Source organism: Plectonema cf. radiosum LEGE 06105 (genome assembly GCF_015207665.1).
GTDB lineage: Bacteria > Cyanobacteriota > Cyanobacteriia > Cyanobacteriales > Nostocaceae > Rivularia > Rivularia radiosa_A.
The window spans coordinates 1-25,889 of sequence record NZ_JADEWL010000103.1 but is presented as its reverse complement, the minus strand read 5'-3'; the positions used below and the strand labels follow the sequence as shown (position 1 = coordinate 25,889).

At 37.7% G+C, this 25,889-nt stretch carries 19 protein-coding genes; 11 read left to right on the top strand and 8 right to left on the bottom strand.

Features of this window, described 5'->3' with window-relative positions; genetic code table 11:
- The first annotated feature begins 86 nt into the window (after positions 1-86).
- From IQ247_RS23240 to IQ247_RS23230, 3 genes are all read left to right on the top strand, one after another.
- On the top strand, positions 87-1,349 hold the full coding sequence (locus IQ247_RS23240; protein ID WP_193923627.1) for an FAD-dependent hydroxylase: 1,263 nt from the start codon (positions 87-89) through the stop codon (positions 1,347-1,349).
- A gap of 155 nt (positions 1,350-1,504) precedes the next feature.
- A complete protein-coding gene (locus IQ247_RS23235; RefSeq protein ID WP_193923625.1) occupies positions 1,505-3,745 on the top strand; it encodes a lytic transglycosylase domain-containing protein in 2,241 nt (746 codons plus the stop codon).
- Between the two features lie 208 nt (positions 3,746-3,953).
- Entirely contained in the window at positions 3,954-4,604 is a 651-nt protein-coding gene (locus tag IQ247_RS23230) for a hypothetical protein (protein WP_193923624.1), read from the top strand.
- On the opposite strand, the gene IQ247_RS23225 is transcribed toward IQ247_RS23230, so the two are convergent.
- From IQ247_RS23225 to IQ247_RS23215, 3 genes are all read right to left on the bottom strand, one after another.
- Entirely contained in the window at positions 4,601-6,277 is a 1,677-nt protein-coding gene (locus IQ247_RS23225; protein WP_193923623.1) for a GH3 auxin-responsive promoter family protein, read from the bottom strand. The genes IQ247_RS23230 and IQ247_RS23225 overlap by 4 nt on opposite strands.
- 93 nt (positions 6,278-6,370) lie before the next feature.
- Positions 6,371-7,594, bottom strand: a complete 1,224-nt coding sequence (locus IQ247_RS23220; RefSeq protein ID WP_228059979.1) for a mandelate racemase/muconate lactonizing enzyme family protein — start codon at positions 7,592-7,594, stop codon at positions 6,371-6,373.
- A 4-nt stretch (positions 7,595-7,598) separates the two neighbouring features.
- Positions 7,599-8,303 (bottom strand): iron-containing redox enzyme family protein, encoded by a 705-nt coding sequence (locus IQ247_RS23215; RefSeq protein ID WP_193923622.1) that lies wholly within the window; start codon positions 8,301-8,303, stop codon positions 7,599-7,601.
- 761 nt (positions 8,304-9,064) lie between these two features.
- Here IQ247_RS23215 and IQ247_RS33430 point away from each other — a divergent pair.
- Positions 9,065-10,219: an XRE family transcriptional regulator gene (locus tag IQ247_RS33430; protein ID WP_193923621.1), complete on the top strand. Its 1,155-nt coding sequence runs from the start codon at positions 9,065-9,067 to the stop codon at positions 10,217-10,219.
- A 135-nt stretch (positions 10,220-10,354) separates the two neighbouring features.
- Here IQ247_RS33430 and IQ247_RS23205 read toward each other — a convergent pair whose 3' ends face one another.
- On the bottom strand, positions 10,355-12,625 hold the full coding sequence (locus IQ247_RS23205) for an FdhF/YdeP family oxidoreductase (RefSeq protein WP_193923620.1): 2,271 nt from the start codon (positions 12,623-12,625) through the stop codon (positions 10,355-10,357).
- A 206-nt stretch (positions 12,626-12,831) separates the two neighbouring features.
- On the opposite strand from IQ247_RS23205, the gene IQ247_RS23200 reads away from it, so the two are divergent.
- Both IQ247_RS23200 and IQ247_RS23195 read left to right on the top strand, forming a co-directional pair.
- Positions 12,832-13,410, top strand: a complete 579-nt coding sequence (locus IQ247_RS23200) for a Uma2 family endonuclease (RefSeq protein ID WP_193923619.1) — start codon at positions 12,832-12,834, stop codon at positions 13,408-13,410.
- 138 nt (positions 13,411-13,548) lie between these two features.
- Positions 13,549-14,421 (top strand): S-methyl-5'-thioadenosine phosphorylase, encoded by an 873-nt coding sequence (locus tag IQ247_RS23195; RefSeq protein WP_193923618.1) that lies wholly within the window; start codon positions 13,549-13,551, stop codon positions 14,419-14,421.
- Between the two features lie 51 nt (positions 14,422-14,472).
- On the opposite strand, the gene IQ247_RS23190 is transcribed toward IQ247_RS23195, so the two are convergent.
- The 3 genes from IQ247_RS23190 to IQ247_RS23180 form a co-directional block, all read right to left on the bottom strand.
- Positions 14,473-16,689: a caspase family protein gene (locus IQ247_RS23190; RefSeq protein WP_193923617.1), complete on the bottom strand. Its 2,217-nt coding sequence runs from the start codon at positions 16,687-16,689 to the stop codon at positions 14,473-14,475.
- Positions 16,690-16,837: 148 nt separating this feature from the next.
- Positions 16,838-18,016, bottom strand: coding sequence for a sulfate adenylyltransferase (gene sat, locus IQ247_RS23185; protein WP_193923615.1), 1,179 nt, complete (start codon positions 18,014-18,016; stop codon positions 16,838-16,840).
- A gap of 140 nt (positions 18,017-18,156) precedes the next feature.
- Positions 18,157-18,549 carry a hypothetical protein gene (locus IQ247_RS23180; RefSeq protein ID WP_193923614.1) on the bottom strand — a complete coding sequence of 131 codons (393 nt, stop codon included), beginning with the start codon at positions 18,547-18,549 and terminating at the stop codon, positions 18,157-18,159.
- Between the two features lie 179 nt (positions 18,550-18,728).
- On the opposite strand from IQ247_RS23180, the gene rppA reads away from it, so the two are divergent.
- From rppA to IQ247_RS23160, 4 genes are all read left to right on the top strand, one after another.
- Positions 18,729-19,403 (top strand): two-component system response regulator RppA, encoded by a 675-nt coding sequence (gene rppA, locus IQ247_RS23175; protein WP_193923613.1) that lies wholly within the window; start codon positions 18,729-18,731, stop codon positions 19,401-19,403.
- A 189-nt stretch (positions 19,404-19,592) separates the two neighbouring features.
- Entirely contained in the window at positions 19,593-20,882 is a 1,290-nt protein-coding gene (locus IQ247_RS23170) for a sensor histidine kinase (RefSeq protein ID WP_193923612.1), read from the top strand.
- A 431-nt stretch (positions 20,883-21,313) separates the two neighbouring features.
- On the top strand, positions 21,314-22,426 hold the full coding sequence (locus IQ247_RS23165; RefSeq protein ID WP_193923611.1) for a trypsin-like peptidase domain-containing protein: 1,113 nt from the start codon (positions 21,314-21,316) through the stop codon (positions 22,424-22,426).
- Positions 22,427-22,566: 140 nt separating this feature from the next.
- Positions 22,567-23,070, top strand: a complete 504-nt coding sequence (locus tag IQ247_RS23160; RefSeq protein ID WP_193923609.1) for a hypothetical protein — start codon at positions 22,567-22,569, stop codon at positions 23,068-23,070.
- Positions 23,071-23,773: 703 nt separating this feature from the next.
- On the opposite strand, the gene mnmA is transcribed toward IQ247_RS23160, so the two are convergent.
- Positions 23,774-24,829, bottom strand: coding sequence for a tRNA 2-thiouridine(34) synthase MnmA (gene mnmA / locus IQ247_RS23155; protein ID WP_193923608.1), 1,056 nt, complete (start codon positions 24,827-24,829; stop codon positions 23,774-23,776).
- Positions 24,830-25,083: 254 nt separating this feature from the next.
- On the opposite strand from mnmA, the gene IQ247_RS23150 reads away from it, so the two are divergent.
- Positions 25,084-25,728: a hypothetical protein gene (locus tag IQ247_RS23150; protein ID WP_193923606.1), complete on the top strand. Its 645-nt coding sequence runs from the start codon at positions 25,084-25,086 to the stop codon at positions 25,726-25,728.
- The last annotated feature ends 161 nt before the right edge of the window (positions 25,729-25,889 follow it).

Sequence of the window (25,889 nt, the reverse complement as noted above, 5' to 3'; positions counted from 1 at the left end):
CTCCCCATCCCCCCATCTTTCCCCCCCTTGCCTAAATCCTTCAAAATACGTCACAATATATGAAAATGCTGTGATTAATCTTAACAATGGCGCAAGCGCAGCTTCCTACAACTATTTCACCTTCCCAATCCCTTGCCGAAAAACGAGGGTATGATTACGATTTGGTAATTGTCGGTGGCGGAATTATCGGCTTAACTCTAGCCGCTGCATTACATGATTCAGGACTGAAAATACTTTTAATTGAAGCAAAAGTCCAATCTGCTTCGGTAGCAAAGGGACAAGCCTATGCCATACATATGCTATCGGCGCTGATTTTTCAAGGAATTGGAATTTGGGACAAGATATTACCCCAAATCGAAACTTACAACCGTGTATGTCTTTCCGATGGCGATTATCCGGCTGTGGTAGAATTTAATACTTCGGATATCGGTAGTCAAGATTTAGGTTATGTAGCGGAACATCAAGCATTGTTGTATCCGTTGCAGGAATTTGTCAAAGCTAGTCCGAATATAACTTATTTATGTCCTGCGTCCGTAGTAAATACAGAGTACCTGGAAAAAGTAGCGACGGTAGAGGTGAAAGTCGCAGGAGAAATTTGTACGATTCGCAGTCATTTAGTAGTAGCTGCTGACGGAGGAAGTTCGCGAATTCGCGAAGCTGCGGGAATTAAAACCAGAGGTTGGAAATATTGGCAATCTTGTATTGTAGCATTTGTCAAGCCAGAAAAACCCCACAATAATACGGCTTACGAAAAATTTCAATCCAGCGGACCATTCGCGATATTACCGCTACCAGGAAACCGCTGTCGGATTGTGTGGACAGCACCCCACGCAGAAGCAAAAGCCTTGTGCGAACTGGATGACGAGCAATTTTTGGCGCAATTGCAACAACGTTTTGGCGACCATTTGGGTAAATTGGAATTACTCGGCTCGCGCTTTGTTTTTCAAGTACAGTTAATGCAAAGCGATCGCTATACTTTGCATCGACTCGCTTTAATCGGTGATGCAGCACACAAATGTCATCCCGTAGGTGGACAAGGATTAAACTTAGGAATCCGCGATGCAGCAGCCTTAGCGGAGGTAATTCAAGAAGCGCATTCCACGGGTAAAGATATTGGAGACATTAAAGTACTCAAAACCTACGAACATTGGCGTAAACGAGAGAATGTAGCGATTTTAGCCTTTACGGATTTCTTAGATAGAGTATTTTCCAATCAGTTCTTACCCCTAGTCATCGCCAGACGCTTTGGTTTATGGATCATGCAGCGGGTACCTTTGATTAGAATATTTAATCTTAAATTAATGATTGGTTTAAAAGGTAGAACCCCGAAATTATCACGGATTAATTGATGATTCCACGGATTTCACGGATTTAATTAGCGATTACCGATTACCGATTACCAATTTTCTCAAAAAAAATCAAAATTGCTCACTCAGATCGGTTCATTTACGCGCTAGTGATGTTAAAGTGCAAAATATTCTTGTGAAATTCTCAGCGGGTATCAATGCTGAAGAAGCTACAGAAAAAACAAATCTCTCTTATTGCTGGTGCAGGAATCTGTGCCTTCCTGGTTGGAGCTATGGTTTCAGCCCCCCAAATTGGCAAAAATTTGGGGCAATTATTTAATGGTAATAGTCAGTCTGAGCCTATCTCTGAGGCTAATATAGCCAAATCTGTTGTTTTACCTTTGGTAAATCAATCACCTGAAGAGCGTGCGATAAAGTTGGCTGAAATTGCCAAAAGTTCAGCCTCTGTTGAACAATATCGCGCTCGCTATCTTTTGGCTAATGATTTATTAGAGAAAAACCAAGCAACGGAGGCTATGAAATTACTTGATGGTCTCGAAAGAGATTATAAAGCTCTTGCGCCTTATGTTTTATTACAACAAGCTCGTGCATATGATATTTTAGGTGAAAATGCCAAAGCTTCCGATCAAAGGCAAGCTGTTGTTAGAGATTATTCTCAAGATCCAGTTGCTGCTAAGGCTTTGTATTTAATTGGAGCCGAAGAATATCAAAATAAAGCGATCGCCGAATTTCCTTCTAATCCTTTGACTTGGGAAATTATTCGCGGACGTTTGCAAAATAATCCCAATCAGCCAGAATTACAATTAGTTCTCGCGAAACACGCTTTTGAACAACCGGGAATTGTTCCGGTGTTAGATACGCTAGTTAAAGAACCAACCCTTAAACCAGAGGATTGGCAAGTAATTGGGAATGCGTATTGGGAAAATAAGCAATTCGGGAAAGCAGCCGCAGCTTATGCAAAAGCAACTCCTACCGCTGAAAATTTTTACCGTCATGGTAGAGGATTACAAATTGGTGGGGAGAGAGAAAAGGCTCAAATCGTTTATCAACAAATGCTCAATAACTTCCCCGATGAGCGGGAAACAGGAAAAGCTTTGTTAGGTTTGGCAGATTTAACAAAAACTGGTAGCGAAAGCTTACCTTTCCTTGACCAAATTATTGCCAAGTTCCCAGAGCAAGCAGGGGAAGCATTAATTCGTAAATCTAAAATCCTCCAATCCCAAAATAATGATTCAGGTGCTAGGGAAGCTTTAAAACTACTAATTACTCAGTTTGCCAAAAGCGAAGAAGCCGCAGAATACCGCTGGAAAGTCGCCCAAGAGAAAGCTAAAGCTAAAGATTATAAAGCTGCATGGGAATGGGCTCAACCGATTCCGCTGCAAAATCCTACTAGTATTTTGGCTCCTAGAGCCGGTTTTTGGGCTGGTAAATGGGCAACAAAACTTGGTCAAGAAGCTGAAGCAAAACAAACTTATGAGTATGTACTTAGTAATTTTCCTTACTCTTATTACGCATGGCGTTCCGCTGCAACTTTAGGGTTGGACGTTGGTAATTTTAATACCCTGCGTGACATGAGTCCGGAAATGGTAGAGCGGATACCTCCTTTACCACCCGCAGGTACCGATACTTTTAAAGAGTTGTATTTATTAGGACAAGAGCGAGACGCTTGGCTGCAATGGGAGACTGAATTCCAGAATAAGCAACAGCCAACTGTCGCCGAACAGTTTACTGAAGGTTTGATGCAATTGGCAAGGGGAAATTACGTCGGGGGAATTTCTACCGTCAGCAAATTAGAAGATAGGGAAAAACCTGAAGAAAAAGCACAATATCAGGAATTGAGCCGAACAAATATGTATTGGCAGGCTCGTTATCCATTTCCTTATTTTGATTTAATTAACAAGTGGTCTAAAGAACGTCAACTTAATCCTTTCTTGGTAGTTGCACTGATACGTCAGGAGTCGAGATTTCAAGAAAAAATTAAATCTGTGGCTGATGCTACTGGTTTGATGCAGGTACTACCGAGTACAGCAAAATGGATTGCACCGCAAATCAACGTAGATTATGCTACCACCGATATAACAGACCCCAACGACAATATTATGTACGGTACATGGTATTTAGACAGTACTCACAAGCAATACCAAGATAACTCATTATTGGCGATCGCCAGTTACAATGCTGGTCCAGGAAATGTTTCTAAGTGGTTGACAACTTTACCAAAAGATGATCCGGATGAGTTTGTCGAAGCTATTCCCTTTCCCGAAACGAAAGATTACGTTCGTCAAGTATTAGGAAACTACTGGAATTATCTGCGGATTTACAACCCCCAGATATCTCAGTTAGTAGCTCAATATTCTGCAAAACAACCCCAGGTTGCAGGGCAAGAAGCCGAGAAACCAGCAGTAACAACCAAACAGACACCAGGGAAAAGCAATTAGTTAGGTTAAAGGTTAAAGGTTAGAGGTTAAAGGTGAAGAGGGTGGGTTGAGAAGTCGGGTTTTTATGATGATTGTCTTTTCTCAGAGAGATTTAACTTAAAAACCCGACTTCTGATTGATATTGTACGTAATACTACCTGCTAATAATCAATACATATAGTATAAATGAAGGCATCATTTAAATTGATGACAAATATAAGGTGTTTCTATGACGGAAGATTTTTTATTTATACTACTTAAGGTTATTTGGCAGGATTTAATACAGGATGTAGCTTATGATTCAACAATACAAAATTGGCAAGTTCTTCAAGTCGTGATTGATGAAAATAAGCATAATAAACAGGTTAACCAAAGTTTAATTATTGCATTAAATAAATGTTTTTACTCTTCAAACAAAAGTATTGCTGAGAAATGTCGAGAAAAATTGATTAAAAAGTCTACTTTTATTCAGTATCGTGGAGCAAAAATTTATAGTCCTCCTCAAAATGATACAGATATTAGAAATTTAGAAGAGAAAATCAAATTTCTGGAAAAGCAATTAAAACAAATTGGTAAGAAACATTCAAATAATCAATCATTGATAATTTTTAATCAAGTTGAAGAGTTAGTAAAGCAATCATCTCAATCAGAATATAAATATTACCCTGAAGAGAAGGATATAGATGATAAACTATTTGCAGAAGCAGAAAAAGATTGTGATGTAGAGTTTTATAAAACTGCTCTCAGAGATGATAAGAACGGTTTACGCAAGCAGCTATTTAACAGTTTTTTGATAGAAGTTGAGTCATTAGAACAGCTTAATCGTATCTTTAATGCTAGGACATATTTAATATTAAAGCAAATACGTAATAAATTTTAAAATAAGTTATTTTTTACCTGAATAGTTTTGACAATTGCATCTTTATCTTCCCTAGTTGCTTGATTACATAAAATCTTCCATTTATACTGTACTTCACGCTTACCTTTATCTACTTCCCGACGACATTCAGCTTCATACCAACCTTGACGCATTAAGTGTAATATTGGTAATTGCAGTCTTTGTGATTGTCTTTTTTGGTCGTATTCTATATTTACTTCTGCTAAAGCTTGATCAAGCTCTGAGATTAATTTTTCTTGTAACCAAATCTCAGAAATATTATCTGTTAATTCTAAATAAAATTCATAAAGTGATTTTTCAAAATTCGGTGTTACTCGATAATAGTTAATCGGAAAGTTGAAGTTTATTTTTATTTTTTCTACTGCTAGAATAATATGATTAACGTGCATTTTTTCTCCGGTAATATTGGTCATGTCTTTACCTTTACGAATAAATGCAAGTAGTGGTGTTTGATGGTAAAAACCTGTAACTTCAACAATATCGTTAATATGGTAACGGTATAATCCACCTGTTGTGGTTAATAAAATACTGTAACGTTTACCTAGCTCCAATTCGTAAGCCGATAATACGGGAAAATTTGATGTTTCTAAATATTCTTCCGGGATAAATTCGTAGTAATTCGTATTGATAGCTAAAATGCCAGATGAGGTATTGTCTAGATAAGGTAAAGTCATTTGTGCTTCACTAGCGAGATATCCTAAATCACGAATCGGTAAATCTCCAAAAACATCAGATAATCTTTGTGCTTGAATTCCAACACTTCCACCAATCCAACAACTGATTAAATTAAGATGTTTCCAATAGTCTTTGGGTAATAGATTATTTGTTTTTTCTACAATTATTTCTAACTCTTTAGCTCGTTTTGGTTGGGGTTTAAATAATTTTTGTAGTTTGGAGATAACTTCAGATTGATGAGATGATTTAATATCTATTTTTCCATCATAAATTGAACGAATCAGTTCTTCTTTATGAGTATTGATAAATCCAGCAATGCGGAGGAGAGTACTGGGGTTAGGAGTGCAAATAAAAGATACTTGTCGGGATAAAAGAAATAAGGCGATCGCAATATATTTTTCCTCATAATTTTTCAGTTGCAAAACTTGATGAGGGATAGCATAGGAACTGCGAATAATAGCGGGAATATTCTCATAAATTCTGCCGGAAATACTACCATAAGGAATTCCTGAAGCAGTGTAACCTTCAATAGCAGAACTAACAATACCAACTGAGGCAAAATCTAGAAATTGAGGATGAGTTAAAAGAATGCGATAAAGCCATTGTCTCATTAACTCAGACGTTAATTTTTCCGACTGCTTAGTTACAGGAATATACTTGGGTTCACCCGTCGTACCGCTAGTCACATTGAACATAAAAGGTTGTTCGGTAGTTAAAACCGATTGTTCACCTTTAATAACGCGATCGCAATAAGGACGTAATTGCTCATAATCTCGAATTGGAACAGCTTTACGATAATCTTTTTCAGTTTGAATCTGAGAAAAATTATGCTCTCTACCGAAAACTGTATTCTGATTTTTATTGATCAACTTCAATAAGAATTCTTGCTGAGTTTCTTTTGGTTTTGTCGCTGTAATATCTAGCTGTTTTGCTAAGTATTTACCTTGTAGTTTAACGGCTAATTTTAATATTAAAGACATTTTTTTATTTTATTTGATGGATTTTTTGAACGCAAAGTAGCGCAAAGGTTCACGCAAAGGAATGCAGAGGTTTAACGGAAGTTTTGTGTTTGGTTACAAATTAATAATTTTATGAGCATACTTTTCCAATATGCTATTTTTAACTTCAATTCCTAATCCTGGTTTACACAACAAACCAGCTTTACCACCGTTACCAAAATGAATACTTTCGGTACTAATATCTTCGGTTAATAAAAGTTTTCCGTAAGAACCTTCAATAAACAGCAAATCATCTAAATAAGCAGCAAGATGTCTCCCAGCAGCAGAAAGAATCGCTGTTTCTCCAACTTGACATCCCAACTGTAGTTTTATTCCTTTGCTGAGTGCTAATTTAGCTATTTCTAAAGTTTGAGCAATACCCCCACATTTGGAAATCCGCAAGTTAAAGAAGTCACAAGCATTGTTTGCAATTAAAGTTTTAGCATCCTCTACAGTAATCAAAGATTCATCAACCATAATGGGAATAGGTGACTTTGCTTTTAACTCTGCTAAAGTTTCCGGTTTGCAACGAGGTATTGGTTGTTCAACGCTATCTATTTGTAACTCTGCTAATTTTTGGAAAGCATTAATAGCAGATTCAACATTATAAATACCATTACCATCAATTCGTAAAGAAACTTCAGCACCAACGACTTTACGGATAGCTTGGATGCGAGCATAATCCTCTTCTCCAGTTGTTTTAATTTTGATATGTTGCAGTCCAAACAATTTGAAATATTTGGCATTTTTTAGCGCTTTTTCTATAGAAGAAGAAGTGATGACACCGCTATATATAACTGAATTGCGTTTAGGTGGAATAATTTTTGCTAAAGAAATATTTTGACTTTTCAATAAACAATCAATAATCGCAAGTTCAAAGCCAGTTTTTGCTGCATTTGCTGCAATAATACCATCTGTTTTTGTAGAAGGAATGCTTTTAGAGATATCAGAAAGATAGGTAAGAGGTTCTGAGGAGTTATTAAAAAGAGGATAATCAATTTGAGAGATAGCAGGAAATATTTCCTCAGCCATGAATTTTAAGCAAGATGAAACAGTTTCTCCTGTAACGTAAGCTCTAGCAACAGCTTCTCCATAACCGATTGTTCCATCTTCACCTTGAATCTTGACAACAATTGAATCTGAGTAAGTTCTAGATTTAACACTATGGGAGAACGTTTCTATAAAAGGAATTTTCAACGCAAATAATGTTGCTTTAATTATTTTCATATTTGATTTAATTTGATTTAAGATGTCGAGACGTAAAATTGTACGTCTCAAATAGATAATTTTTGAAGACATTGATTTATATCATTTGGGTTTCCATCGCTAAAGCAAATTCTCCAAAGTAGCGTTTTATAAAAATATTTTCTCTAAAGGTTATATCAATAATTACAAATAAATCCTCTTCTTCAAAACCATAATATTCGATATAATTTACCACTGAATCTAAGCCTTCTTCAGCATGACGAATATCGACTTCTGAATGATGATAAAACCATTCCAAACTTGCTCTTGATAAATGATGATATTGTTCTAAAGCTTTACCAATACGACTTGATAAACGAGAAAGCATCCATTCAAAACAGGTAACTTCCAGAAGGACGCTTAAACCAAATTCCTTCAAAGTTCCAAACAGGAAAGGTTGCGACATTAACTCTTTCAATTCTTCTTGAAAGCCATTTTCTAATTGCTGTATTATTTCTTGTGTAAATCCTGCTGAATCAGCTAATTTGTGCAGCAAAGATGGATGAGAAATTCCTTGTTCATCAAGCCCTAATTCCTCCAACATATTATGCTTAATATGAGCAGCAACGGTAGGTGGTGCAGCCGAATATAAGAAAGCTAAAATTTGCGGACTTTTAAGGTGAGTTTGGCAAACATTAGCAATAAAATTATCGTAAAAAGCCTTATCTGCATCACCAAAAATTAAGCATTGAAAAACTTCGGACTCTTCAAAAAATTTTACGTGTTTTGAGTAGCTCGCTTCAATATATTGACGAATATCCATATTTATACCTATGATTTAATCGTTTTCTCTATAACTAGTGTTCCCAAAAGTTTGCTCAAAAGTTTATTCAATAATTATTTATGATTCCATGACTCAAGCCTGAAAAGTATCTACTCGGATTCGGGAATATTCTATTTAGTTAATATCAGAAAAATTACTGAGATTCTAGATATCATGTGTCAGTATCTAGTTTCTGTACAACAAACAAAAAATAGATTCAAAATAAAAATGGTTTATATACGTGTTGAGTTGAATTCTGACTAGCAACAATAGAATTATTTTTATCAACTAGTTAGATGGCTATTTTGCTGAGGGACTAATCAAAATTGCATATCTAATCAGTGTTTAAAATGTTGAGGGAAGCTATCAAATTTATCAGATAGCCTTCTACTATAATCAAACCCGTCCTATTCAGGAAGAGTGTGACAATTATTATACTGTCCACAAAATCATTGACATACTGAAAAATTTGTTATTTTGCTTTACCAATTTACTTGACTAGTAGTCCGTTTCCTTGATTTTTGACGGGTTTTTATCCCAATCCGCCGGGGAATTACATTCCCTGGCGGGTTAAGTATTTACAGTAGTAAATTTATTTACGCGCCCGTTGTACTAGTAACTTGTAAACTAATGTGCAGCTAGATTGTATAAGACGATAATATCAAACTCTTGTAGTGCGGACCGGACAGCCCGCTACTCAAATACAAATTAAATGCGTAGCAGCTTATTTCGCTATAATGCCAAAAAAACAATAACCAACGGTGAAACAAGAAGTTCTTCGTAATAACTTAAAACAAATCAGAACCCGCTTGGGCATGAACCAACAGGATTTAGCTAACTTGGCTGGTGTTACCCGTCAAACTATTAGCGGTGTAGAATCAGGACAGTATGCTCCATCTACAACAATTTCCCTACGTTTAGCAAAAGCTCTCGGTTGCCAAGTAGAAGACTTGTTTTGGTTAGAGGAAGATTTACCAGAAATTGCCGCTGTACCTGCTGAAAATTTACCAGTGGGGGATAACTTACGAGTAATTTTGGCACGGGTAGGGGGACAATGGGTAGCGCATCCCCTAATTGGTAAAGATGCCTTTCGTACTGAGATGATTCCTGCTGATGGTGCGCTTAATCACCTTCCTTTAATGGATACTGTTCTTGTTAAACTTTTAGATGACCCCAAAAAGTTGTATCACACTGTGGTTATGGCTGGTTGTTCCCCGGCACTATCTTTATGGGCAAGAGCTGCGGAACGTTGGCATCCAGAATTACGGGTACACCTAACTTTTGCGAACACTATGACGGCTCTACAACGCTTGTGTCGGGGTGAAGTTCACATCGCTGGGATGCACCTGTATTGTTCAAAAACGGGGGAGCATAATACGCCTTTTGTGCATCGTGTATTAAAAGATAAAGCAGCAGTTCTGATTAATCTTGGTGTTTGGGAAGAAGGAATTTTAGTACAGCAGGGAAATCCGAAGCAATTAAAAACCGTTGCTGACTTAGCACAATCAGGGGTGACTATAGTTAATCGTGAAGATGGTTCTGGTAGTCGGGAGTTATTAGAAAGGAAACTTCAAGAGGAAAAAGTCACCTTTGCAGCAGTACAGGGATTTGATCATATACTCAATGGTCATCAAGAGGTAGCTTTGGCTGTAGCGACTGGGAAAGCAGATGCAGGAATAAGTTCAGCATCAATTGCTACTGCCTTTGGATTGGGATTTATTCCCTTACATCACTCACGCTACGACTTGTTAATTCTCAAGGAATATTTGGAAGAAGCACCTGTTCAACAATTACTCGGTACTTTGAGCCATCGACAGGTAATTTCACAATTGCAAGCACTGGGCGGTTATGATACCAGTTTGACTGGTGAGGTCGTGGCAACTATAGAGGCTATTAGTAAGATTAAGTACAATTAGCATCTCCGCTTGTCTTTTCCGCTTAAAACATTAATTCGACGAATAGCTTCATAAGTCGGCTTTTTATGATGATTGTCTGTTACAACCCAGATTTATCTTAAAAACCCGACTTCTAACCCCACGAATAAGTTGATATCACTCCCCATAAACCAACACCGGAACTCTCTTAAAACCCGGAGTTCCACAACGCTCTTCAATTTCGGCTCGAAAAATTACGTTCACTTCCGGATAAAACATCACTCCCGCGCCCTCACGTACTGCTCCATAAATAATTTCGACGTTTTCTAATTTACCAACATTCCCCTGTACTGTAACCCGCTGATGTTGTTTAAAACCTGCTTTTTCAACGTCATCTTTATTCATCAAAATACAGTTACGATGGGGTATTCCCCGATATTTATCTTCTATTTGGTACACAACTGTATTATGTTGAGCGTAACTGCGTCCGGTCATTAATGCAACTATTATTCCTTGGGTATCCTCAGCAACGTCAAAATCTTTGATTTCAGGAAGTTTTAACTGTGGTAATGGTGTAACAAACATTTTTGCTTTACCAGAAGATGTAGGAAATTGAGGAGTGTCAAAAATTCTTCCTCCGATGGTAAATTCTTCTTGGGTTTCGTCAATTGTCGCTATTTTTTCGTATCCGGGAATGGTTTGAGCTATCAATTGTCTGACGTATTTGGTATCTTGTAATTTACGCCAATTGACAGGATATTCACCATGTATGCGAGCAGCTAATTCAGTTAAAAAATCTACTTCTGCAATCAAGTCGGCTGTTTTGAGATGAGTTTCTCCTTCGTCATTGAGACGGACAAAGTTGTTACCCGACTCTACAGTAGTTTTATGGGGATTTTCAAAGCGGTTAAATACGGGAATAATAATCGTGTTTTGATTTGCTAATCCGTGGAAATGTCCCAGGTTTGGTTTTGTTGCCAGATAAATAATGGTTTCAATTTTATTTAAAGCTCTTTTAACTTTCTCAGAATCAGGATTAGCTGCATATAAATTACCCCCAACACAAATCAGCGTGTCCACCTTACCAGCATCAGCAGCTTCAATTAAAGCATGGGTATCATATCCTTTGACTTTAGAGAGCGATCGCCCTAATAATTTTTCTAATGCTTGTTGAATTTCTTGTTTTAACTGTACCGTTACCCCCATTGAACCAAAACCTTGGACGTTGGAATGTCCCCGTACTGGCATGACTCCAGTTCCTTCTCGACCGATATTCCCAGTTATTAAAGCGGTATTAACGATACTATAAACGTTGTCAACACCATTTTGATGTTGGGTGATACCCATAGCCCAAGCAAATACGACTTTTTGGGAGTTTGTAATTAACTTTGCAGCAGTTTCAATTTCTGTTTGAGATACACCGCAAGTTGTAGTAATTGTTTCCCAAGATGTATTCTCAATATGAGTAATTACAGCTTGCCAATTTTCTGTATATGCTTGTAAAAAGTCGTGCTGAATCTTATTACTTTCCAACAAAGCTTTTTGAATTCCTGTAAATAATGCCACATCGCTACCAGGAATTGGTTGTAAATAAATTGAAGCGATATCGGAACCTGTAAACAGTGACTTAACGGGAAAAGCAGGAGAAGCGAATTTAACTAAACCGACTTCCATCATCGGATTAATAATAATTACCTTACCACCGCGTTCCCTTAATTTAATCAACTCATTCATCAATCGGGGATGGTTATAAGCAGCATTAGAACCAGCTAAAACAATGCAATCGGAATGTTTTAAACTTTCCAAACTAACAACAGAAGTACCAGTCCCAATACTTTGTTTCAACCCAAAAGTTGAAGGTGCGTGACACAAATCGGAACAGTCAGCTAAATTATTAGAGCCGAGAGTTCTCATCATCAACTGTAATAAAAATGCTGCTTCATTAGAAGAACGTCCCGAACTGTAAGAAGCTACTCGTTCCGGCATTTTAGCAAAAGCTGTCTGGGCAATCTGATAAATTTCATCCCAAGTAATGCGTTCGTAATGCGACTTTCCCGAACGTAAAATTACAGGGAAACTCCATCTTCCCAATCTATCAGCTTCTCGTGAAGTGAGTTGTTGAAGTTGATTAATATTATATTGTTCAAAAAAATGTTGGGGAATTGCGGGTTTAATTTCCGCTGAAATTGACTCAACACTCTTCATACAGCGCTGTAATTTTTCCCCCTCTTCATTGGTAAAACCACCTTTTTGTCCACCAGTTCCCCAAGCACAAGACAAACAAGCGCTTTTATGCAATAAAGTTTGCCACAGTTTAGCTCCTTCCGGTGATAAAGTATGTTCAGCCCAATATCCGATTACAGATAAACCTCCACCCATTTCCGGTGTATCCTGATTCCTATTATCAAATGGGGGAGTAGGTTGGGGATGAGAATTATTTTTATCCATATGTATGTATGATTTAACAGCTTCAGATTTATTAATATTGAGTTGATGCAAAACTCTAATTTAATTTTATCGATAGATTTAAAATTGAAAACATTTATGTGTTAGTTGGTAAATGGTAAAATTTTTAGCTTAGTAAAGCTACATTTGATGATAAAAAATTCTTTCATTTGTTAATATTACAATATAACTAAGTTAGGAAAATAATCATGCTCGCAATTCCCAATATTCAATATATGACACCCCAGGAATATTTCGACTGGGAAGAACAACAACCGCTCAAATACGAATACATTCATGGTGAAGTTTTCGCGATGACGGGGGGAACCGTTAATCATGGAACTATTGGTGCTAATTGTTTCTATCAACTTAAAAGTCATCTTCGAGGGGGTTCGTGTCGTCCGTTTATCTTCGATGTAAAATTAGGTGTATCAGAAAATGGTCCCTTTCACTATCCCGATGTCATGGTAAGTTGTGACGAAAGAGATAGAAATGCTCGTAAGGTAATTTATCATCCTTGTTTAATTGTTGAAGTTCTTTCTCCTAGTACAGAAGGAATAGATAGGGGTAAAAAATTTCAAAATTACCGTGAAATTTCAACTTTAAAAGAATATGTTTTGATTAATGCCGAACAAATAATGGTGGAATGTTTCCGACTCAATGATAAAGGTTTGTGGGAACTTCATACCTATAATCAAGGGGATGAAATTGATTTAATTAGCGTTGATTTTAAATTTGCGATTGATTTACTTTACGAAGATGTGATATTGGAAAATTTAGAGCAATAATCATCATTTCTGACCACGGATTGATTCATGATTACACTGATTTCACGGATTTAATTACCAATTCCCAATTCCCAATTACCCATTACCCATTTCCTAGTACAATAACCACGACGCGATCGCAATTTATCAGAAATCATCATGGTACATACACAAATTGGGGTAATTGGTGGCAGCGGTTTATACAAAATGGATGCCCTCAAAGATATTGAAGAAATCGAGTTAGATACACCTTTTGGTAAACCTTCTGATGCTTTGATAGTTGGAAAGTTAGAAGATACTAAAGTTGTGTTTTTACCCAGACATAACCGTAATCATACGTTATTACCTTCAGAATTACCGTTTCGCGCTAATATCTACGCCATGAAGCAGTTGGGTGTAAAATATATTATCTCAGCTTCTGCGGTGGGTTCGTTGAAGGAAGAAGTGAAACCGCTGGATATGGTGGTACCAAATCAATTCATCGACCGTACCAAAAATCGGATTTCTACTTTTTTCGGTGAAGGAATTGTTGCACATATCACATTCGGAGACCCGGTGTGCCATAATTTAGCCGAAGTTCTCGCGAATGCCATTGATTCGCTGAATCTTCCCGATGTTACTTTACATCGTGGTGGGACTTATGTGTGTATGGAAGGTCCAGCTTTTTCCACAAAAGCGGAATCACACCTGTATCGTAGTTGGGATGCAACTGTGATTGGGATGACGAATTTAACCGAAGCAAAGTTAGCACGAGAAGCGGAAATTGCTTATGCAACTTTGGCTTTAGCGACAGATTACGATTGCTGGCATCCCGACCATGATAGTGTAACGGTAGAGATGGTAGTTGCTAATTTACAGAAAAATGCCGTCAACGCCCAACAAGTAATTCAAGAAACCGTGCGACGTTTGAGTAAAAATCCACCAGAAAGCGATGCACATTCAGCTTTAAAATATGCAATTTTGACACCTTTGGATAAAGCACCAGCAAAAACCAAGGAAAAATTAGGATTATTATTGCAAAAATATTTGTAGAAATCTAAAAAGACGTTGCACTGCAACGTCTCTACATTTACTGTCAGACAATTAAACTACTCGAAATACAAAGTTAAAACTTGTCCAATGATTAACATCCCACACCCAAGAATCAGCAGGAAAATTTTGTGTTTCGGTTTGCTTTGCACTCGCTTGATTCAAATCTTGTAAAACAGAAGAAGCTACTTCTAAAGGATTTAATAAAGGTGAAATACGTTGACTGTCTCCTGTAGAATGCTTACCTTCTTGGAGCGCTTTTAAGGTTCGGATAAATGGTGAGGTACTAATAATCATTTGGGTTTCGTACCAAAAACTAGGCCCGGAAATCACCCATTCAAAACCAATATTACTGTTTGGTACTATTAAGCTTTCTCCTGGAGAAATAATCACTTGTTGAAGTTCGGGTTTACTATTCGTTTCTGCCGATTCCTTATCTTTATACCAAGGGTAAAGAGCAATTGGATTTTTACTATTATTTAATCCCACTAATATGACATATAATGGTCTATCTCCAGTATTTTCTACTCGGTAGCGGATTTTACTACCAGGCGAGACTGTAGGAATTCCTGGGGAAGACACATCATTTGTTTTCTTGCTCAATTCCATACCTAATGCTCGTCTTGTTTGACGTTGCATTATCATACTGGATGTCTTTTTGTTATCAACTATTTCTAAAGTTGCTTTAACGCTCAAACCTGAAGAACCTTCGTTTTGAGTTAGCTTCCACAATTTAGCAGCTAAAAGAATTTTGAGTTTGGGTGCTAAGCGATAAACTGCGACTTTTAATGCTTCTCCTTCTTCCCCAAGAGTGTCAGGAATTAATTCACCTCCCAAAGTGAATAAACCATAGCGACTTGAAGACATTCCCATTAAACTATTTGCTTCTACTTGGGGAACTTCTGTTTTTGGCAGTTTTGCAAATAAATAGTCGGCTGGTTGTTCCCCCGCAATTACCGTTAAAACGCTCTCTATCGAAGCAAAAGCACTTGTAGCGTCAACTCGCTCGATTCTTTCTAAACTAACGTCATCAAGGGCAATTTTTAAATTAATATCCTTGGGTAAAACTCGCACTGTCTCCCGCACAAGTTGTCCGACTTGGGGAGTTATTTGGTTATCGTTTACCTGTTTTAGTGTGGCTTTTGCTTTCAATCCGTTGCGATTACGCAACACTAAAGCTGTAGTTGAAGGGGATGCTGGATCATAAAAAGTAAATCGCGAATTGACTCCATAATATTCCAGCAATTGCGGTGGTATTCCTCCCAACCACAATTGAACAGTTTTACCGTCACCTTCTACAGCCGTGACAGCACCTTCTCCTCCCAAAACACTATCTGAAAGTAAATTATCTGTAATTAAAATTTTGCTTTGATTTTTATTCCCCAGTAAAACTGGTTCTTGGAAGCTACCCAAAGACAGCATAGAACTTCCAACACGAGATAAACTTGTTTGAATTGTGTTTGCGGAAGTGGTTTCCCAAAGATGCTGAGTTAAAGCGTAGGTAAATAACCCAGCACTAAAGTCAGGAAATACGATTTCTTTGGCTAAATCTTTCGAGTTAAAATTAGATGCAAGCAAAATACTCAGTTTATCAGCAGCAATTTTCTTCGTGAGTTGCTTCTGAAACTCGATTTCTTCAGCTAAAAACTGTGCTTCTAAAGATGTGTTCCAAGAACGGATTTTACACCCAATTGGCTGCGAAATCGTTGATTGGTTGTAGTTGTAATAACTGGTGTCCAAAATTGCTGTAACACTCTCGCTAGCTAATGACTGCATCATCAGCAATAAAGTGTCTTCTAATATATAATTAGCAATTTTTTCGTCTTCTTTAATAACTGGATTCCCATCGACGGGAATCAAAGCATTTTCGATGCCGCCGAGCAAACTTTTAATTTTAATCCGACTACCGTAACCGCTGAAGTGAAAGACAACCACATCACCAGGTTTGGTTTGCTTGACAAGATGCTCCACAAATGCATTCTCAATGCCTTCTCTAGTTGCTTGCTTGTTTGTTAAAGAAAGAATATCTGACGGTTGGAAGCCAAAGCGATAAATTAAAAGTTCCCTTTGCAGTTCCACATCCGTCAAACAACCTTTAAGTGTGGGAATTTGGGGATATTGATTGATGCCCACCAATAATGCTAATTTGCGTGGTGTCGAGTCGGCTAATGCCTGTTGTAGGCGACCAACCTTTGTCCACCACTGCATTTCGCTAATTCCCAATACCGCCAAAATCGAGCCAATTCGTTGTAAAAAGATTCGCCGCTTCATAAGTCTACCCCTCAACCCTCAACTCCTCAGCTATCAGATTAAAGGGCTGAATTGGATTATGTAAAGCTATAGCTTATACGGTTTTTGAAGCAAATATCCATTAACTCTAAAGAAGGAGTTGTAAACAATGTATTTATTGCAAATTGCACTAAGCCTCAATGAGGACTCGCATTGCACGTACTAACTCCGCTGCAACCTCTGGGCGAGAAAATTCTTGGGGTGGTGATTCTCCCCGACGTAACATTTCTCGTACTTTAGTTCCGGAAAGGTGAATTCGTTCTTCCGGTTTGCTAGGGCTAGTTTTTGAAGTCGCCATTTGCTTGGTGCGGGTGCAGTAGAAAGCGTGTTCAAACTTCATCGGGATAATTCCTAATTCTCCCGGTTCAAACTCATCAAAGATATGCTGTGCGTCGTAAGTACCGTAGTAGTCACCCACCCCAGCATGATCTCGTCCTACAATAAAGTGAGTACAGCCGTAGTTCTTACGAACCAAAGCATGGAAAATTGCTTCGCGAGGACCTGCATAACGCATTGCAGCCGGATTAATCGCTAATATTACCCTATCATCTGGATAATAATTTTCCAATAAAATTTCGTAACAGCGCATCCGCACATCAGCGGGGATATCATCTGACTTGGTTGCTCCCACCAAAGGATGCAAAAATAAACCATCTACAGTTTCTAAAGCGCATTTCTGAATATATTCGTGAGCGCGGTGGATGGGGTTGCGAGTTTGAAAGCCCACAATAGTTTTCCAACCTTTCTCCCTAAACATTTGTCGAGATGCAGCTGGATCAATTTGATATTTAGGAAATTGTGGATGGGAACTGCGTTCTAACAACCATATATCACCGGCAATATTTACGGAACCTTGGTTGTAAACTACCTGTACGCCGGGATGCTTATCTTCGTCGGTACGATAAACATTAATTGCTTCTAGTTTTTTATCATAATCATATTTTTCCGCTAATTCTAATACCCCAATAAATTCACCTTTGGAGTTATCTAAACGGATTAAATCACCAACTTTTAGAGAATCTGCGATTGACTCGGTTACTGAAAGTGTAATTGGAATCGACCAAGCAATTCCATTCGCTAATCGCATTTGAGAAACTACACTCTTATAGTCCGACTGATTCATAAAACCAGTCAACGGACTAAAACCCCCAATCGCAATCATTTCTAAATCGGAAACAGCCCGCTCGTCAAGTTCGACTCGCACTAAGGTGTCAGCTTTGGAAAGAAATTCTTGTTTTTGTTCAGGTGAAGCGATGCGATTTACCAATTTTCCGCCGTGTGCGGCAATGGCATCGAGATGATTACTCAATGTATCTCCTTACTTACCTTAACTGCAACTTGTTTTTGATATTTATAACTTACCAAGAAATGGTTATATCTACGCGCATTTCGGGAAATATTAGACGGTATGGGCTGTTGTGAGTACCCCGCGATTGGTGCAGAGTGCTATTAGTTCTCTTTTCGATAACGCATTTTCTTTCTGACTTGTTCTGGAGATAATCCAAGTTCAGCACTGATTGTGGCTTCTAGGTGTGGTATGTGTGTTGTTGCTAAGATAATTTCAGATTGTTTGTATACTTTACTTAGTCTCATGATTTTTACGGAGGAAATGCCTTTTTTTGGATAAATTTCTACTTTGATAAATGCTATTTTTTTGTCGTAATCTGGCTGGGTGGTTTGTAATTCAATCATGTTTTTTGATGGACTTGTTAAACTGTGCTGAGTTAACCATCCGCCAACAACCCAAAAGCTTATTCCTAAAAGTGGTAAAGGTAGCCAAAATTCTATTCCTAAAGATTTAAGGAATTCTAACCATTGAGGAGAAAAATTTCTGGAAGTCATGGGATTTTGGATTTTAGATTTTGGATTTTGGATTGTAATTAACCGGAATGCACTACTACTTCACCACATTAATTATGATGCGTTAAATATTTTTCGTAGTGGGAGCGTCTCGCTCCCTGATGACAATCACCAAATAACATACTCCCTGATGACGACAAGTAACAGTAAAAGTGCAACTTATGGTAATTCTCCTTGTAGAAGACGATGCGAGACAGTTGGAGCCATTACACGCTGCTTTATCAGCAGCAGGACATATTGTTGATGCGGTGGAAGATGGAGATACGGCACAGTGGCTAATTACTCAAAAAGAATATGACTTGTTAATTTTAGACTGGATGTTACCTAAAGTTAGTGGTGTCGCATTATGTCACCAGTATAGACAAGCTGGAAAAACCGCTCCCGTATTGATGCTGACTGCAAAAGACACCACCAGTGATAAAGTAACCGGATTAGATGCTGGTGCCGATGATTACTTAGTTAAACCAGTAGACGTAATCGAATTATTAGCAAGAGTGCGAGCATTAGGAAGGCGATCGCCACTTTGGCAAGGTGATATTCTCAAGGTGGGGGATTTAGAATTGCATCTAAATACTTTGATATTGATGCGAGAGGAAACAACAGCGAAACTATCAACTCGCGAATTTCAATTAATGGAATATTTAATGCGTCATCCCAATCAAGTTTTGTCACGGGAACAAATAGAAGATACCCTTTGGGAATGGGGAACTCAACCAGAAAGTAATGCTGTAACAACATTGGTAAGAAGAGTCAGACAGCGTTTAGAATCAGTAGGTGCAAAGGATTGTTTGGAAACAATCTATGGTATGGGTTATCGGTTGAATGCACCGAAGTGAGGTGGAGTGATTGGGAAGGGACAAGAAAATAATCGAAAATGGAAAATTTTCAACTCTTAGCTGATAACTGATAACTGTTAACTGATAACTGATAACTGATAACTGTTAACTGATAACTGATAACTGATAACTGATAACTGATAACTGTTAACTGATAACTGATAACTGATAACTGATAACTGATAACTGATGCTAACTCGTAGTCGTCGCCGTTTAGCTTATTTATTCACCCTGTCAATGGGTGGAATTTTAGTTACTTTCGCTTTTGTAATATATTATTTTTTGGTTAGAGAACGTCTACGTGTTTTTGACCAACAGCTTAAGGATGAAGCTCAAAGTTACGTTTTTGAGTTTCAATATCCTGCACAACAAGGACAATATCGAGTGGAGTATGGAGGTATTCCGCTGGAATCTTCTTTGGATATGCTTCCCGAAAAACTCAATTATGCTTGCTGGTATGATAATTTGAAAAGACCTTTAAGAATCAACGATGATATTTGTCCTCCACAGAAGTTAGTTCAACAAGGTTTTCAAACAATTAATTTTAATCAGGTTTCATCTCATAATTCTCAACAAATTTGGCTACGACAAATAACTTCACCAATTAAAAATGCTAACAAACAAATTGGTTATATTGTTGTTGCAAAACCCTTACAACCGATAGAAGAAAACTTAGCGAGATCGCGATTTTATTTATCACTGGGAGTCCCCATTACTCTGGGTTTAGTTGGTATAGTCGGTTGGTTTTTAGGCGGAGTAGCCATGCAACCGACAAAACGTTCTTACGAACAATTACAGCGTTTTACTGCTGATGCTTCACACGAATTACGTGCGCCGGTAGCAGCGATTTTAAGTAATGCTCAAGTTGGTTTACTTGCACCAGAAGATAATACCGAACTACCTCGTAAACGTTTGGAAAATGTTGTTGATATTAGTAAGTCAATGAGCGCTCTGATCGGTAATCTATTATTTTTAGCTAGACATGAAGGAAGCTTAAATCCAAAAGATTTAGAAAGTATTGAAATTGTTGATTTGCTCAAGCACTTAGTAGATGAATATCAATTGATTGCTCAAGAAAAAGAACTAAATTTAAATATTATTCCAGAATTACCATCTCAATCAGTAAAAATACTCGCTGATTATGATTTATTACAGCAAGCTTTGAAAAATTTATTAGATAATGCTTTAAAGTATACTTTAGCAGGCGGTACGGTAAAACTGAAATTATTTATTAAATCTCGAAAAATATCTATTCAGGTAATTGATAGCGGTGTTGGCATTCCCCCTGAAGATTTAACACATATTTTCGAGCGATTTTATCGAGTAGACAGCTCGCGCACACGCTCTTCTGGTGGTTTTGGTTTGGGATTAGCGATCGCCCAACAAATAGTCCAAGCTCACAACGGTGAGATTACGGTACAAAGTACGGTTGGAGAAGGTACCATTTTTCAAATTTGTCTACCCTTGAAGAAGGTTTAATATAGGGAATAGGGAATAGGGAATAGGGAATAGGGAATGGTGAGTAATGGGTAATTAATAACTCCGGTAGTCCTAACTCATAATCCAAAATCCAAAATCTAAAATCCAAAATCGAATTGACATATTCATGTCATATTTGGCTGTCACAATAAATCTATCAGGTAAAGGAACAGAGTTAGCAGCCAACAGCAATAAGCATAAACGGATATCTAACTTTTTCTCCAAAACCACACACACACTGAATTCTAGTTACTAGGAATATCTTCCTAGTGACTAGTTTACTTAGACTCTGGGTTGATTTTTTATTCTAATTTTTTATTGTATTTTGAAAATAATAATCTGACATATTCATGTCATATTTAGTTGTCAAACTAAGATTAACAATAAAAATTCTTAATTATTTTTCTCACAACTTCTAACAACTAACTACTATGAGTAACAAGGTATCATTACCAAAGTCGCTAGCTTATTTATCCGTATTCTTCGCTGGGGCTGCTTTTAGCTTACCCGTTACCCAATTATTACCAACTAAAGCTATACAACAAGAGCAAAGAATTGCTCAACTACCGGGAATTACCAGTCAAGCTGTTCCTAGTAATTTTATTGCAGCAGCAGTAGAAAAAACTGGACCAGCGGTTGTCCGCATCGATTCTACACGTGAATCTGTAAGAGGACGTTTGTCAAGTCGTCAAGCACGGGGAGTCGGTTCTGGATTTATCATTGATTCTAACGGTACTATTCTTACTAACGCCCATGTAGTCAAAGGTGCTTCTAGAGTTAGAGTGACTCTAGCTGATGGACGCAATTTGATGGGTGAAGTAATGGGTTTAGACGACTTAACCGATGTTGCTGTAGTTAAAGTTTCTGAGAATAATTTACCGAGAGTAGAGGTTGGTAATTCGGAAAATCTCAGACCTGGTGAATGGGCGATCGCAATTGGTAATCCTCTAGGATTAGATAACACTGTAACCGCTGGTATCATCAGCGGTACGGGTCGTTCTAGTGGAGTAATTGGTGCTGCTGACAAGCGAGTTCGATTCATTCAAACTGATGCTGCAATTAACCCTGGTAATTCTGGTGGTCCTTTGTTGAATCAACAGGGTCAAGTTGTTGGTATTAATACCGCTATCATCGGTAGCGCTCAAGGATTGGGATTTGCAATTCCCATTAATCAAGCCCAGCAAATAGCCAGTCAGTTAATTGCTGGTGAAAAAGTTGCCCATCCTTATTTAGGAGTTCGCATGGCAACATTAACTTCAGATTTGAAAGATGATTTAAGTCGCGAACTTGGTTTAAGTTTATCTGCAAATAACGGTATTGTAATTGTAGATGTTGCGGCTAATTCTCCCGCAGCCAGAGCAGGTTTACAACCTGGAGATGTCATTCAACAAATCGATGGTAAAACCGTAAAAACCGCAGATGATGTTCAATTAGCAGTAGAAAAAACTACAGTTGGTGGGAACGTTCAAGTAGCAATTAATCGCGGTGGTAGAGATTTAAATATCCGTGTTCAACCAGGACAATTCCCTGTTTCTCAAAACTAATTGTTAGCACATTTTAGATTTTTGAGAAGTCGGGTTTTGAGCATCAATATCTGTCACACCAGACAATCAATCCTTATAAAAACCCGACTTCTGTAGTTTAAAATCGTCATACACCATATTTAAGGAGTATTAATTATCATATGTCACGCTTAGATGCTATCGCTATTGTTAGTACCGGCATCCTTAGCAGTTTACTTACTTTATCACTAAGAACTGCACCCGCATTGGGGCAAACAGAATCAATTTCAAATGTTCATCAAGAAAGAACATTACCTGTACAAAACAATCGTAAATATCAACCTGTTGTATTTACCGCCGATGTTTCTGCTGACAATGTTGGTAATCAAATCGCTGATAATACCACAATATTAGGATTAGCAGCAGTCGGTGCTGGTACTGCTGGGGTAATTTGGAGCTTAAATCGGCAAAATAAAGCTTTATCACCTCAAACTGCTTCGCAAAAACAGAATATCTCAATAGAACAAGCGAATCCGCAATTGAGAAAGCAATTACTCAGACTTGTAGGTGGCGATTCTAGAACAGCAAATCGATTAATCGCTGGGATAAAACAAAGCCATCCCGAAAAATCAATCAACTGGACAGTAGAAAAAGCCATTTATGATTTAGAGCGCGATCGATATTAATTAGGTAAAAGGTTAGAGGTTAAAGGTAAATATTAACTATGACTAACTTTTAGCAAGTGATTCAAGAAGTATATCAAAGTTTTTCGGCTCTCATAAATTAATCAATAAATATTCTCCTTGCAGAATCAGCCTTTGCTAATCGTTACTTAGCAGAGGTTTTTTATAAGTATTAAATTAGTTAGACATTCAAAACATCCTCTTAGTAGAAGTTTTTTATTGTTTAGTTAATAGTTTTTTTAACATTTAACCTTTAATATCAAATCCGTTTGTATCGGAATTATACATTTTTAAACGCAAAGTGACGCGGAGGTAGGCGCAGAGGAACGCAGAGTTTTTTTTGCACATACTTTTTATCATTCCGATGTAAGCGTAAAGGATATAATCTACTTTGTCATATTGATGTCATATTCATAATTCATACTAAAGATAATCAAAGTTTAAATAAGATTTATTTCCCAATAACAGCAAACTCAAATTAACAAAATAATGCAAGGAGTTTTAAAGCAAAAAAAAGCAATTTATAATTCAAACTAACTCAAAATCACTTTTTACAACGTTATCAATCTCCCTAGAAAATACTCTCAAATGTACTCGGTTTCTTTTAGAAATCGGGTCCTTTTTTATTAAGGTTGTAAAAGGTAAAAGGTGGCAATTGGTAATTGAATTTCCCCCCATTACCTATTACCTATTACCCATTACCAATTTATTCAAACCGTTCAATTATTCCACCACCGAGGACTTTTTCACCGTCGTACCATACGGCTGCTTGTCCAGGGGTAATGCTGAATTGCGGTTCGTCAAAGACTATCTTGACACGGGAGTTTTCCAGGGGAATTACCGTGACAGGTACGGCTTCTGAACGATACCGGACTTGTACGCCTGCACGAATCGGACTCACGGGTTCGGCTATTGATACCCAATTGACTCGTGCTACGTTACATTCCGGATTGGTTGCTGTGGTTCTGTCACCGACAATTACCCGGTTAGCTCCCGCATCTAAACCAATTACATACAAAGGTTGTGCAGCTGCTATTCCCAACCCTTTACGCTGTCCAATAGTGTAATGATGCACACCGTCATGTTCTCCCAAAACTTTACCATCACCGTCTACAATTTCGCCTTTTTTGGGAGCCAAATATTTGTCTAAAAAAGCACGCATGGAACCATTACTTTCCACTAAGCATAAATCTTGACTTTCTGGCTTATTGGCAGTTTGTAAGTTGTATTGGGCGGCAATACGACGGGTTTCTGATTTTTCTACTTCTCCGAGTGGAAACATTGAACCCGCAAGTAATTCTTGCGATAAATCATACAAAAAATATGTTTGGTCTTTGTTGCGATCAAATGCCCGTAGAAGTTCGTAACGTCCGCTGGTTTCGTTGTAATTAATCCGAGCGTAATGTCCTGTAGCTATTTTGTTGCTTCCCAAATTTTTCCGTGCATATTCAAGCATCGGACCAAATTTTACAGTTTTATTGCACTGGGAACAAGGTAGAGGGGTAACACCAGCACTATAACCACTTACCAAATAATCAACAATATTAGTTTGAAAGACATCGCGGATGTCAACAACGTGATGAGGAACCCCTAGCTGTTCACAGATATAAGCCGCATCAACCATACCCTCAGAGCAACATTGACCTTTACCTTTCATTAGCCAAAGGGTGAGACCAATAACTTCATAGCCCTGATGGTGCAAAATGGCAGCAACGGCAGAACTGTCAACGCCACCGGAAAGACCAACTACGACTTTTTCCATATCCGTATAATAGCTTAGGCTGTTAATTCTAAGTTAACACTATGTAGTTAATTCGTTTTCTCAATTATATGATTTAGACTTTTACAAATATATATATTAATTCTTCATCATATAAAATCTCACATATTATAGTCCTGACTAACCTGCTAACTCATGGGAATAATTTAAATTCTCATAAATTCTCATAAATTTTTAAATTCTCAAACCAAAATTGAACCAGTGCTACTATGTTTAATCCAATACACCAAAATTTTATGCGACCTGCTTTAATAACCTATTCTTTATTAGCTGGGTGTTTAACACTTGTTTCCATACCACCAATACAAGTAGTAGCACAAATACCAGCATCTTCTACAGCACAAGCTGAATACGATTGGAATTCTCAATACAGTCAAAATTCCGAAAGCTACTTGGTGATTGTAGATAACAGTGACCCTAGAATACTCCAACAAGTACGCCTTGTTGAACCTACTGCTTTTACAGGGAACTTTCAAGGACGTTCTGTGATTCAAGCAGGAGTCTTCAGCCGTTTAAACAATGCTCAAGAAAGAATTAGACAGTTACAAGCTTACGGTATCGGCTCCCGTATCTACAGCCAGAGTACCGGAAGAGAAATTGCTAATTCTAATAATGGTTCTTCTCCCAGAGATAATAGTACCAGGCAGCGAAGTAAATATTATTATGTAGCTATTCCTGAAAAGTCTGACAAACTATTTGAAATTGAAAACCAAATTAGACAAAGTGCAGGAGGAAATTCTGTGGGAATAACCGTCAGAAACTCCCCTAGAGGACCTCATGTCGCAGTCGGACCTTTTGCAGGACGTTTACAAGCCGAACAGTGGAATTACTATATACGTTCTTTGGGATTAAATGACGCTAGAGTTTATTACGGAAAATGAGAGAATAAGGGATGGGGTGATGGGGAGAAATAAATAAAAACTGTCAACTGTCAACTAACTCCTAACTCCTAACTCCTAACTCCTAACTCCTAACTCCTAACTCCTAACTCCTAACTCCTAACTCCTAACTCCCAACTCCTAACTCCTAACTCCTAACTCCT

Coding starts and splice junctions, on each gene's coding strand:
- IQ247_RS23150 (WP_193923606.1), top strand. CDS start 25,084: ATGCGACCTGCTTTAATAACCTATTCTTTATTAGCTGGGTGTTTAACA.
- IQ247_RS23190 (WP_193923617.1), bottom strand. CDS start 16,689: ATGAAGCGGCGAATCTTTTTACAACGAATTGGCTCGATTTTGGCGGTA.
- IQ247_RS23165 (WP_193923611.1), top strand. CDS start 21,314: ATGAGTAACAAGGTATCATTACCAAAGTCGCTAGCTTATTTATCCGTA.
- IQ247_RS23160 (WP_193923609.1), top strand. CDS start 22,567: ATGTCACGCTTAGATGCTATCGCTATTGTTAGTACCGGCATCCTTAGC.
- mnmA (WP_193923608.1), bottom strand. CDS start 24,829: ATGGAAAAAGTCGTAGTTGGTCTTTCCGGTGGCGTTGACAGTTCTGCC.
- IQ247_RS23195 (WP_193923618.1), top strand. CDS start 13,549: ATGGTACATACACAAATTGGGGTAATTGGTGGCAGCGGTTTATACAAA.
- IQ247_RS23230 (WP_193923624.1), top strand. CDS start 3,954: ATGACGGAAGATTTTTTATTTATACTACTTAAGGTTATTTGGCAGGAT.
- IQ247_RS23235 (WP_193923625.1), top strand. CDS start 1,505: ATGCTGAAGAAGCTACAGAAAAAACAAATCTCTCTTATTGCTGGTGCA.
- IQ247_RS23215 (WP_193923622.1), bottom strand. CDS start 8,303: ATGGATATTCGTCAATATATTGAAGCGAGCTACTCAAAACACGTAAAA.
- rppA (WP_193923613.1), top strand. CDS start 18,729: ATGGTAATTCTCCTTGTAGAAGACGATGCGAGACAGTTGGAGCCATTA.
- IQ247_RS23220 (WP_228059979.1), bottom strand. CDS start 7,594: ATGTCTTCAAAAATTATCTATTTGAGACGTACAATTTTACGTCTCGAC.
- IQ247_RS23170 (WP_193923612.1), top strand. CDS start 19,593: ATGCTAACTCGTAGTCGTCGCCGTTTAGCTTATTTATTCACCCTGTCA.
- IQ247_RS23225 (WP_193923623.1), bottom strand. CDS start 6,277: ATGTCTTTAATATTAAAATTAGCCGTTAAACTACAAGGTAAATACTTA.
- IQ247_RS23240 (WP_193923627.1), top strand. CDS start 87: ATGGCGCAAGCGCAGCTTCCTACAACTATTTCACCTTCCCAATCCCTT.
- IQ247_RS23180 (WP_193923614.1), bottom strand. CDS start 18,549: ATGACTTCCAGAAATTTTTCTCCTCAATGGTTAGAATTCCTTAAATCT.
- IQ247_RS23200 (WP_193923619.1), top strand. CDS start 12,832: ATGCTCGCAATTCCCAATATTCAATATATGACACCCCAGGAATATTTC.
- IQ247_RS23205 (WP_193923620.1), bottom strand. CDS start 12,625: ATGGATAAAAATAATTCTCATCCCCAACCTACTCCCCCATTTGATAAT.